This is a genomic window from Synechococcus sp. 60AY4M2 (genome assembly GCF_002760375.1).
Lineage (GTDB): Bacteria > Cyanobacteriota > Cyanobacteriia > Thermostichales > Thermostichaceae > Thermostichus.
On the sequence record NZ_AUMZ01000001.1, the window covers coordinates 2899529 to 2909987 of the forward strand.

Here is a 10459-nt window from a genome sequence, read left to right on the forward strand (position 1 = left end):
TATCTCAGCTATATCTCTTTCTTACCTAAAATTCGATCTAAATCAACTTTAGAGAAGATAGCCATAACAAGACCACCAATCCATAGTGTCAACAGAACAGAAAGTGCAGACCCCAAAGGCCAATTCTGAGCATAGGTAAAGGCATGCTCTACATCATGGGCAATCACAATTACAGATTGACCTCCCAAAATTCGGGCCTCCGTTAAAGCACCGAAAGCTAAAACAAATGTAAGCAACATCCCAACCAAGATTCCGGGTAATGCAATAGGCAATTCTACTTCTCGCCAAATCTGCCATCGATTAGCCCCTAAATCTGCAGCAGCATCGCAGAGGTCGCGAGGAACCATTGCTAACCCTAAGGTAACAGGAAAGAGCATAAATGGAAAATGGGTATAGATCATTCCTGCCAATATCATTCCGGGCTGGTACAGAACTTCTAGTCCACCTTGCCATCCCAAAGCTTCGATTGTTCCGTTGAGAACCCCACCTTTAATGAAGAATAGCACCCATCCATGAAGGCGAACATTCTCGGAAATGAAAAGAGGAAAGATGAAGAGATTGGTAACCAGACCAGCCCAGTGACCGAAAACACGGCATAAACCATGAGCTATAGGGTAGGTAAAAAGGAATAACAGACAACAGGTAGCAAGTGCGAGACCGTTAGACCAAATGAAAGATCTCCAAATGCTATTTTCGGCCCTAATCAGCTCGCTATAATTTACTAGCGTGAAGGATCTCAGCAATTCAAAGCTACGAGGAGTTGCAAATGAGTAGAGTAAAATCACGCACAGTGGCAAGAAAAAGCCCACTCCCAGAAGAACAAGGCTAGGTATCGCCAGAAGAGCGGGCGACAAAGATGCTTTCCCGCGATTCTCCAATAAAGACGGCAGAGCTGTTGTCATAATTACCCTAAATTGCTTACCATTTCACCTAACTCACTACTGTAAACGCATCACTAGCATTCCACCCTAAGGTAACCTCCATCTGTAATGATAGACTAGAAGCCTGAGAACGTGAAACCTCAACTAGCATCATTTTCTCTCCAACCCTTACTTGATATTGAATCCTCGAGCCCAAGTCATATCTGTTATGAATCTCTCCGATAAGAATATTATCTGCAGTTTCATGAGGACGTAAAACTCGCAGGCGTTCAGGTCGGATTACTATATAAGCAGAGCAAATATCTGGTTCACCAGGAGGTGGGAGAACACAAAAAGATCCATCAACATCCTCTCCTGACCAAATCAAATCCTTCTCTCTACGTTTTACCCTGATAATATTTACATCTCCCATGAACTCTGCAACAAACCGATTTGCTGGACGCTCGTAAATCTCCTCTGGTGAGCCGACCTGAATTAATCTTCCTTGGTGCATGACAGCAATCCGATCAGACATCACCATTGCTTCCTCTAGGGAGTGAGTGACATAGACAAAAGTCTTCCTTGTCGCTTGATGAAGCTCCTTAAGCTCTTTTTGCAAAACCTTTTTCAATCTATAGTCAATAGCAGAAAGCGGCTCATCAAAAAGTAAGACTTCGGGATCAAAAGCTAACGCGCGGGCTAGGGCAACTCTCTGTTTTTCTCCTCCCGAGCAGTGCATGACATTCCTGCGGTAATAGTTTTCAGGCAGGTGTACAGTAGCCATAAGCTCTAAGGCTCGGCGACGGCGTTCAGGAGCACCGACTCCTCGAACCTTTAGAGGAAACTCAATGTTTTCTCCTACAGTTTTATGGGGAAAGAGAGCTAGAGATTGAAACACTAGACAGGTAGGACGCAAGTTTGGAGGCAAGTCATTGATACGATTGCCTCGCAGGATGATATTTCCTTGGGAAGGCACTTCCATGCCCGCAAGCATGCGAAGTAAAGTTGTCTTTCCAGATCCCGAAGGACCCACCAAAGTTAAGAATTCCCCCTCATAGACATCTAGGTCTACTTTGTGAACAGCCACAAATGAACCAAATGCTTTAGATACCCCTATTAACTGTAGAACTGGTGTTGAGGAATAGCTTCTCTGAGTGGAAAACTCTTGGCTCTGTAGCTTGACGGCATCCATGTGCTGCCACCCCTCTGCGCTATGTCCGCAAGCGTTTGGCTGCATTCATCAAATCTAAGGCTTTGCTGTAGTCAGGAACGATGTTATACTCTGTAGAGCGAGCCATTTCTTCTTCAAGACTATCCCACTGGATTGCCTCTAGCTGTTCTTTGGTGAATAATTTGAAGCAATCTGGATTTCCCATCTGGGTAACCGGGTTAAATGTTCCCTCCGCAAAGGCAACGCGGTGAGCGATTTCTGGTTCCTGAATATACTTGAGAAACTCGAATGCAAGCGGTGAGAGCTGTGGGTTATTAACTACAGATGTAATCTCAATCCAGGCGATTCCCCCTTTATTTCCAGGCATTGGCCCTTTGAGTGGAGTGATGCCGCGTAGTTCTAGGAAGCCCTCCGCCCTAGCAGGTGAAACAGAGTATGTCCCACCAGTGAATTGCAAGTCAATCTCCCCTGAGACTAAAGCTTGGTTCATCGCAGCGATATCCCCAATCAGCTTTGCATTACGAAACAAGGTTTTGGCAGTCTCAAAAAACCTGGACATCTCCTCTTCAGAATGCTGCTTAAAGGGATCAATCCCTGCTACCAAGAAGATGTGAAAGACATTCCAGTCATCTGACTCCAGAATACCGTAACGACCAGCTAATGCCGAGTCGTTGAACAGCTCCCAGCCCTCTTCCTCAGCTGTTTTGCGACTAATCTTGTTGGTATTGACCACAAAGGAAAAGGGACCAAAGCGCTGAGCCATACCCAACAACTCTGTTCCAGTAGCATCCATCGCCCACTTGTAGGGGGGACGAAATTGAGGAAGCATGGACTCAAAATAATACTCAAACTCCTTACGGGGAAGAGGTTTAATCAGGTTTTCCGGATACATGACCTCTCGTGCCCAAGGGTTGTTCACATTGATTAGATCCCAAACTCTAGTCTCGCCTGCTCGCAAGCGATTGATCATTGTGGGATCATTGGTTAAGGTTTCAGCTTTCACCGTTGCACTGTACCGTTGGCGGAAGGGATCAAGAACCTGCGCAGAGTTGTAACCCTCCCAGCACAGAATATTCAGCTCTTTCTCTCGCGCGGCAAAAGCCTCTTGGTACTGCCTCAAAAAGCCACCGCTAATTGCAACACCTACACCTGCAGCAATGCTCTTAACTACCGACCTTCTAGAAATGCTCATGACCAAGCCCTGCAAGTCAAGATTCCCCTGTACCGTATCTCCAACAATCAATGATGAACGATCTGTAGCTTAGGGCACATTTCCCACAGAATATCCATCTCTTTTTCTTGTACCGTATCTCCAACAATGATGAACGATCTGTAGCTTAGGGCACATTTCCCTAGAAGATTGTGGGGTAATCGTGTCTCATCTAATCTTGTTCTTGCCATGGGGGAATATAGCGCCATGTTAGTTATAGGTGCGTGTAGGTGCGTGGCTGTAAGCAAGAAGCTATTGTCTCGTTGGCAACGACTTTATTGCTACCTCCACGATGCAGCTTTTGCAAAGTACAGAGGGCTTTGGAGAGATACTGATGTCAGTACAGTGTGCGAAGCGAGTACAGGGGCAGAGGTGATATGTTAGGAGCCTCCAGATAGCCAAGGTCGAGGAGCTATCAATCTGCTCTCAGAGTCATGCGTTTGTTGCGTTTGTAAAGCGGCAGGGAGCGCGATCCGCCAAACCAACGCCTACTACCCCCTACAGGGATCCCCCACTCCCGAAAGCTCCCAGAGCTGGGTCTACCAGGATTTCTCGCCGGGATTGCGCTTTTTCCCCGATGGATCTTTTTCCAATGGGCGGCTGCAGCTGGCGCCGTTTAGTGATTTTGCCGTCGAGCAGGGCTTTCTCTGGGGAGATCGCAAGGCGCGGGTGGTGCAGCAGTGGGATCCCCAGGGCCGCCTGGTGCGGGTGACGGTCATCTTGGAGCGGCGCGGCCAGGTGCTGGATCTTGGGGCCGACTTTCCTGCGCTGACCCAAGCGCAACTGGGAGAGGCCTTGCAAGGGCGATGGCGGGGGATCGCCCAGAGCTTTTCTGCTGCCGATAGCTTGCTCAGCGAAACTCATGTAGATCTCTCAGAGTGGGCCAGCCCTTGGGATCCCTTGCCGGGGGGGCTGTGGATGGGCGGGCCGGATCCCTTGCCCATCCCCACCCTTCATCGGGATCGCCGCTTTTCCCTCAGCCTGAGCTGGTTTCCGGAAGGGCCGGAGGGCCGCCACCTGCTGCGCCTGGTGCGCGACTACGACGAGGGCGGCGCCTGGCAGCGGGTTACGCTGATGCGGCTGGAGCGGGATCCGGGGTGAGAAAGGCGCAGACCTGGGCAAACACCGTCTCCCGCTCGCAGTCCAAGGTGAGAACGTGGTCGGAGCGCTCCAGCCAATGCAGGGTCTTCTCGGCGGATCCCAGCTCCCGGTAGAGCCACGCCGCCTGGTCGGGATCCACCACTGTATCTTGGCGCGGCTGCAGGATGAGGGTGGGAACTTGGATGCTGGCTACTTCCCCCCTGACCCGCTCGATGAGCTCAAGGGCGCTGCGCACCGCCGTTAGATTGAAGCTGCGCAAATAGGCCACTCTTTCTGCCAACGCGCGGACATCGCCATCCCGAATCGGCAGGCGAAAGCGGGGAACCTCTTCCAAGAGCCAGACCAGGCTGTTGAGGTACTGCTCCGGGCGAAAGAGATAGTACCAGCGGTGGCGAATGGCAAAAAACGGCGCCAGCAGGACCAATTTGTGGACAGGGTGGGCAAAGGCCAGGTGCAGCGCCAACAGGCAGCCGGTGGAAAACCCCACCAGCGAAAGGCGGGGGTACTCCTGCCGCAGGGCTAGGTAATGTTCCAAAGCCCGCCCATACCACTCCGTCCAGCGGGAAGGGGGCATGCGGGGTGCTGGGCGGTCATGGCCGGGATAGTTAAATCCCTGCACCGTCAGGCCAGCCGCCAACAGCCGCTCTGCCAGCCATTGCAACTCGTAAACACCGCCCCCCAATCCATGTAGCAGCAGACAGGCGTGTTCCCCTGCTCCTCGCCACAAAAAGGGTTCGTTACTTAACATAAAAAAATAAAACTCCGTTCCACTTCGCGACGGGATCCCTTGCTAGCCCAAGGTGATATCCAGCAACATCATCACCACAAACCCACTGATGACCCCAAAGGTGCCCTCCCGCTCCAACCCCTGCCGGTGCGACTCAGGGATGATCTCATCGGAAATGACAAACAACATCGCCCCCGCCGCAAAAGCCATGCCCCAGGGTAGTAGGGGCTGCGCCAGAGAGACCACCGTTGCTCCCAGGATGCCGCCGATGGGCTCCACCAGTCCGGTCAGCAGGGCGATGCCAAAAGCGAACAGCCGCGAGTACCCCTGGCCCACCAGTGACAAAGCCACCACCAGCCCTTCTGGCATGTTCTGCAAGCCGATCCCCAACGCCAACGCCAACCCATCGCCGACTTGGCCGGTGGCAAATCCCACCCCCACCGCCAAGCCTTCCGGGAAATTGTGCAGGGCAATGGCAATGATGAACAGCCAAATCCGTTTCAAATGGGCGCGGTTCTCCCCTTCCACCCCTTTGAAAAAGTGCTCGTGAGGAAAGAGGCGGTGGGCACTCTCCAGGAAGATCGCCCCCAACAACAGGCCTGCCACCATCACCACAGCCGCCCCAAATGGGGAATACCCCAGCGCCATGGCTGCCTCGGTGCCCGGCACCACCAGCGAAAACGAGGTGGCCGCCAGCATCACCCCACCCCCAAATCCCAGCAGGATCCCTTGTACCCTTTCGGAGAGCGAGGGAAGAAAAAGGGCCGGCAAAGCCCCCAGCCCCGTCGCCAAGCCGGCGATAAAGCTAGCCAGGGATCCCATCCCAATTGGATGCACAAGCCAATCTCCACAAAGGCCGAATGCTTTTCAATTCTCCTCCCTTTCCAACGTTGTGTGAACATTGCTGGCTCGAGCGGCATAGGCGAGGTTCTGAAAGTTGGCTTGGAGCGCCAGATTTTGTGCTTACAAGCAAGGTACCTAAGAGCAAGTCTGAAGGAGCTATTCCCTAGTTGGAGTTTGCCAGCTAAGCCAAGGTTTATTACAATAATTGCAAATTGCCTCGGCGCAGAAGCGTCCTGAACAGCAATTGGACTGGAGTACACTGCAGCAAGACAGGTCGATAAAAACTAAAGTCAAGTCCGATAGTGATGAGGAGTGAGAGAGCGATGAAGAAAAAAGCAGTTACAACTCTTGTGGCCTTGAGTCTAGGAGCGGCCTGTCTAGGACTGACCGGCTGCGGTGGAGGCGGAAGCGGTGGGACGACAGTGCCTACACCTACACCGACTCCAACTCCGACACCCACCCCAACCCCGACACCTACGCCGACTCCGACACCTACGCCGGGTGCCCCGACTTTTACCAAGGCATTTAGCCCCACCTCGGTAGATGCCGGCCCTAATGCCACAACAACTCTGACCTACACGATCACCAACACAGCCGCTCTGCCCCTGACGGGTCTAGCCTTTTCCGATCCCCTGCCTGCCGGCTTGGTCGTTGCCAATCCCAACAACCTCAACAACGGCTGTGGCGGGACGCTGGCAGCTGCACCAGGAGCAACTTCCATCTTGCTGATCAACGGCTCATTGGCAGCCAACGCTAGCTGCACCATCAGCCTGGATCTTCAGGTTACAGCCACGACAGCGGGATCCCTGACCAGCCCCGCGGTACCCCTGAGCAACAACCAAGGGCTCAATGCCACCGCTGCGGCTATCAACTTAACGGTAACGGTGCCAGCTCCCACCTTTACCATGGCCTTTGCTCCCAACCCGCTTGGCCCAATCGGCCCACGTCCCGTTACCGGCACCGGAACTTTGACGTTTACAATAACCAACAACGCAGCCATTCCATTGACGGGCTTGGCCTTTAACCACACCTTGCCGGGAGGGCCGCCTCCTTTAACCGTAGGGCCTGGTGCACCTCCTCCCTTACCTGCTTCCTGTGGTGGTGGTGCTGGAGCTAACCTCATGACCATGGTGGGTGTGAACACCATTCAATTCACCGGAGGACAAGTAGCCCCAGGACAAACTTGCACAGTGACCATCCCTGTCCAAGTCCCATTCGCACTTACGGACCCACCCGGCACCTACAACTACACCAACTCCCCAGTAACATTGACCAACGCTCAGGCCGCCCCTGCCACAGCAGGACCGGTAACCTGGACGGTCGTGGTGAATTAGTCCTTTAAAAGCAGCTCGGCAATTTGAATGGCGTTGAGGGCCGCACCTTTGCGGATTTGATCCCCGCACAGCCACAGCTCCAGGGCCTTGGGCTCGGAGATGTCCTGGCGGATGCGGCCCACGGCCACTGCGTCCTTGCCGGCCACATCGATGGGCATGGGGAAACGGTTTTGCTGCCAATCTTCGATGAGCACCACCCCTGGAGCTTGGGCCAAGATTTGCCGGGCTTTTTCCACGGGGAAGGGCTGTTCAAACTCCAGGTTGAGGGCCTCGGCGTGGGTACGTAGCACCGGCACCCGCACGCAGGTAGCTGTCAGCCGCAGGTTGGGGGATCCCATAATCTTGCGGGATTCGTTGACCATTTTCATCTCTTCCTGGCAGTAGCCGTTCTCTTGCAGGGGGCTGTTGTGGAGGAAGAGGTTGAAGGCAATGGGATAGGGAAACACCTGCGGCTGCAACGGCTGGCCTTGCAGGTAGGCGCGGGTTTGCTCCTCTAGCTCCACCATCGCGCGGGCCCCAGCCCCACTGGCCGATTGATAGGTAGCAGCCACCACCCGGCGCAGCGGGATGTGGCGATGCAGGGGGTAGATGGCCACGCACATCAGGATGGTGGTGCAGTTGGGGTTGGCAATGATCCCTTGGTGACGGAAGGCTTCCTGGGGGTTGACCTCGGGCACCACCAGCGGGACATCGGGATCCAGACGAAAGGCGCTGGAGTTGTCGATCAGCACCGCTCCTGCCTCGACGATGGTTCTGGCCCAGGTTTTGGAGACACTAGCACCGGCAGAGGCCAGCACCAGATCCAGGCCCCGGAAGGCCGCTTCTGAAACCGGCTCCACTGGGATCCGTTCCCCCTTGAAGGTCAAATAGGTGCCCGCTGAACGGGGCGAGGCCAACAGCTTCAACTCTGCCACCGGAAAGTGGCGCTCTTCCAGCAGTTTCAGCAGCTCCGCTCCTACTGCTCCTGTGGCCCCCAAGATGGCCACCCGTTGTTGCCGTGCCATGCTTTCTTGTCCTTAGGTTTTCCTAATTCTAGGGTTCCAGAGGTGGCTGTAATCGAGGCCAAAGCAGCCTGCACCTCTGCCAGCTCGACTTGATCGGTCAGCTCGGCCTGGCCGATGCGGCGGGGCAGAACGAAGCGAATCCGCCCCTGTTTGACTTTCTTGTCGGCCTGCATTGCCTGCAGCACTGCCTCCCAAGGGATCCCGGCGGGCCAGTGGCTGGGCAGCCCTGCCCTTTCGATAAGGCGTCGCTGCCGCTCGGCCTCAGCCGCGCTCCACCACCCCAGGCGACGGGCGATCTCCCCCGCAGCCACCATGCCAATAGCCACCGCCTCCCCGTGCAGGTAGCGGCGGTAGCCGGTAACGGTTTCCAGGGCATGGCCGAGGGTATGGCCGTAGTTCAAGATGGCCCGCAGGCCCCCTTCCCGCTCGTCCTGTTGCACCACCCAGGCTTTGCACTCGGCACAGCGCCGCAGCAGATAGTGCAGATCCGCAGGGGCAAAATCGGCGTAGCGCCTCAGCCTGGGCCGGTCTTGCAAAAACTCAAATAGGTCGGCAGCCTGGATGACGCCGTATTTGATGACTTCCGCCAGGGCCGAGGTAAATTCCCGCCGGGGCAGGGTCTGCAACAGCGTTGGGTCGATCCACACCAGGCGCGGCTGGTAGAAGGCGCCGATGAGGTTTTTCCCGCCAGGATGGTTGACGCCGGTCTTGCCGCCGATGGCCGCATCCACCATGGCCAAAAGCGAAGTGGGCACCTGGACAAACGGGATCCCGCGCAGCCAAGTGGCGGCGGCAAACCCCACCATATCCCCAATGACCCCCCCTCCCAGGGCCACGAGGGTGGAAGAGCGCTCCAGGCCAAAGCTCAAGGCAGCATCGTAGATCTTGGCCACCGAGCGCAGGGTTTTGTAGCGCTCGCCGGCAGGCAATAGGCACAGGTGGGCGGCAAACCCCGCTTGTTGCAACCCTTGCATCAACTTTTCGCCAAAATGCTTGGCAATGCCGGGGTGGCTCACCACCAGCGCCTTGCCCGAAAGTCCCCTGGCTTGCAGTTGGGATCCCAACTGGATAAGGCTGTGGCCGCCGGAGCCTTCGGGGGACTGGATGAGAATGTCGTAGGAGCCGTGGGGAAGCTTGACGGGGATCAGACAGGGATCCATAGGTGCTGCTGTTGAAGAGATGGGATCCATTGACACTCCCAGCGCCTAAAGGCGGGGGATTCTTACGCAGTCCACAAAAGAACCCGTAACGGCGTTGTCAAAGCGCCTCTAGACAGTTCCTGAAGGCCGCGGCAGGTTTGGTCTTAAACTCATTCCTTCTTGCCAGGAGAGCCTCAGCTTTTTCTTAAAGCTACTGAGTGCCTCAGCTACAGACTTACAGGTCTGTTGTGCGGCGGAAACATACATTGCGATGAAGTGCTTGTTTTGGGTTCTCGCCATCTCAGCACAAAGCTCACCATAGCTTGCCCATCGCTTCGTTTTGAAATAGACTTGTCTCGCATAGTACAGGGCACAGTTGTACACTTTATTAGAATGTTGACACAAGTACTCTAATAGGGGGACTAGCTCTCTGTTCCTGACTCGAACCTGCTGACAGCCGTACTCCATCATTGTTGGCAAGCGGCATGACAACCGCAGTCTAACATGGGCAAGCGATAGTGCGAGAGGAAAGTCAACGGTACAATCACTACAACCATGGTGTGGGGCTAGCGGTTGTTTATCTTATTTTTTGGCCAAAGAGAAGGAAAAAGGTCTTGGTAGGAGAAGTCAGGAAGAGGTTGTTTGAGCTATGAAACTATATCAACGACCCCCATCATGGGTAAGCGACTAAAGTGGCTAGCGAGCTTTTCCGCCCTGCACTCAAGTGCGGGGCTACCAAGCTATCCTTTTGTGTGGCACGTTCTGTTGCTTGATGTTCTTCCCATGCCTCCTGGCTTGCCCAGTCCTACGGCCCACTGCAAGTGAACCGCGCAGCGGGGCAGGTAGGAAACCCTTTCTCAGCTTACAAGGCTACCCTCGCCTACTGCTCGCGCCAGCGGTGCGAAGCGTTCCCCCCAGATGCGAACCTCCACCCTACGGGGAAAACGGATCCCAGCGGCCTACTCAGGGCAAAACCGGCAGCACCGGCAGAATCTCAACTTCGGTGCGCTGAGTTTGGGGGAGAGATTGCGAAGGCCAAGTGGGGCCGCCGGAGCCATAGGCAGCAGGGC

At 54.9% G+C, this 10459-nt stretch carries 9 protein-coding genes and 1 pseudogene; 3 read left to right on the forward strand and 7 right to left on the reverse strand.

The features are described 5' to 3' along the window. Positions 1-8: 8 nt before the first annotated feature. From SYN60AY4M2_RS12685 to SYN60AY4M2_RS12695, 3 genes are read right to left on the reverse strand one after another with little or no spacing between them, the layout of a single operon-like run. Entirely contained in the window at positions 9-902 is an 894-nt protein-coding gene (locus SYN60AY4M2_RS12685) for an ABC transporter permease (protein WP_099813072.1), read from the reverse strand. Positions 903-930: 28 nt separating this feature from the next. Next, entirely contained in the window at positions 931-2052 is a 1122-nt protein-coding gene (locus SYN60AY4M2_RS12690) for an ABC transporter ATP-binding protein (protein WP_099813073.1), read from the reverse strand. Between the two features lie 19 nt (positions 2053-2071). Further along, entirely contained in the window at positions 2072-3223 is a 1152-nt protein-coding gene (locus tag SYN60AY4M2_RS12695) for a PotD/PotF family extracellular solute-binding protein (protein WP_099813370.1), read from the reverse strand. 489 nt (positions 3224-3712) lie between these two features. On the opposite strand from SYN60AY4M2_RS12695, the gene SYN60AY4M2_RS12700 reads away from it, so the two are divergent. Further along, entirely contained in the window at positions 3713-4342 is a 630-nt protein-coding gene (locus SYN60AY4M2_RS12700; RefSeq protein WP_240527896.1) for a DUF3598 family protein, read from the forward strand. On the opposite strand, the gene SYN60AY4M2_RS12705 is transcribed toward SYN60AY4M2_RS12700, so the two are convergent. Then, positions 4308-5090: an alpha/beta fold hydrolase gene (locus SYN60AY4M2_RS12705; protein ID WP_099813075.1), complete on the reverse strand. Its 783-nt coding sequence runs from the start codon at positions 5088-5090 to the stop codon at positions 4308-4310. The two genes, SYN60AY4M2_RS12700 and SYN60AY4M2_RS12705, sit on opposite strands and share 35 nt — an antisense overlap. 42 nt (positions 5091-5132) lie before the next feature. Beyond that, positions 5133-5906 carry a ZIP family metal transporter gene (locus SYN60AY4M2_RS12710; protein ID WP_099813076.1) on the reverse strand — a complete coding sequence of 258 codons (774 nt, stop codon included), beginning with the start codon at positions 5904-5906 and terminating at the stop codon, positions 5133-5135. A gap of 329 nt (positions 5907-6235) precedes the next feature. On the opposite strand from SYN60AY4M2_RS12710, the gene SYN60AY4M2_RS13955 reads away from it, so the two are divergent. Beyond that, positions 6236-7246 carry a DUF11 domain-containing protein gene (locus SYN60AY4M2_RS13955; protein ID WP_168173342.1) on the forward strand — a complete coding sequence of 337 codons (1011 nt, stop codon included), beginning with the start codon at positions 6236-6238 and terminating at the stop codon, positions 7244-7246. On the opposite strand, the gene SYN60AY4M2_RS12730 is transcribed toward SYN60AY4M2_RS13955, so the two are convergent. Beyond that, complete coding sequence (locus tag SYN60AY4M2_RS12730; protein WP_099813080.1) at positions 7243-8250, reverse strand: aspartate-semialdehyde dehydrogenase; 1008 nt, start codon at positions 8248-8250, stop codon at positions 7243-7245. The two genes, SYN60AY4M2_RS13955 and SYN60AY4M2_RS12730, sit on opposite strands and share 4 nt — an antisense overlap. Next, complete coding sequence (gene aroB, locus SYN60AY4M2_RS12735) at positions 8202-9410, reverse strand: 3-dehydroquinate synthase (protein WP_240527853.1); 1209 nt, start codon at positions 9408-9410, stop codon at positions 8202-8204. The genes SYN60AY4M2_RS12730 and aroB overlap by 49 nt, the downstream gene beginning before the upstream one ends. 497 nt (positions 9411-9907) lie before the next feature. Here aroB and SYN60AY4M2_RS12745 point away from each other — a divergent pair. After that, positions 9908-10039, forward strand: a pseudogene (locus tag SYN60AY4M2_RS12745) (IS200/IS605 family transposase); the annotation flags it as partial. Positions 10040-10459: the final 420 nt, after the last annotated feature.

What these genes read in the sequence shown, in the direction of transcription:
- SYN60AY4M2_RS12685 (WP_099813072.1), bottom strand. Translation starts at nt 902, where the DNA reads ATGACAACAGCTCTGCCGTCTTTATTGGAGAATCGCGGGAAAGCATCT.
- SYN60AY4M2_RS12690 (WP_099813073.1), bottom strand. Translation starts at nt 2,052, where the DNA reads ATGGATGCCGTCAAGCTACAGAGCCAAGAGTTTTCCACTCAGAGAAGC.
- SYN60AY4M2_RS12695 (WP_099813370.1), bottom strand. Translation starts at nt 3,223, where the DNA reads ATGAGCATTTCTAGAAGGTCGGTAGTTAAGAGCATTGCTGCAGGTGTA.
- SYN60AY4M2_RS12705 (WP_099813075.1), bottom strand. Translation starts at nt 5,090, where the DNA reads ATGTTAAGTAACGAACCCTTTTTGTGGCGAGGAGCAGGGGAACACGCC.
- SYN60AY4M2_RS13955 (WP_168173342.1), top strand. Translation starts at nt 6,236, where the DNA reads ATGAAGAAAAAAGCAGTTACAACTCTTGTGGCCTTGAGTCTAGGAGCG.
- SYN60AY4M2_RS12730 (WP_099813080.1), bottom strand. Translation starts at nt 8,250, where the DNA reads ATGGCACGGCAACAACGGGTGGCCATCTTGGGGGCCACAGGAGCAGTA.
- aroB (WP_240527853.1), bottom strand. Translation starts at nt 9,410, where the DNA reads ATGGATCCCTGTCTGATCCCCGTCAAGCTTCCCCACGGCTCCTACGAC.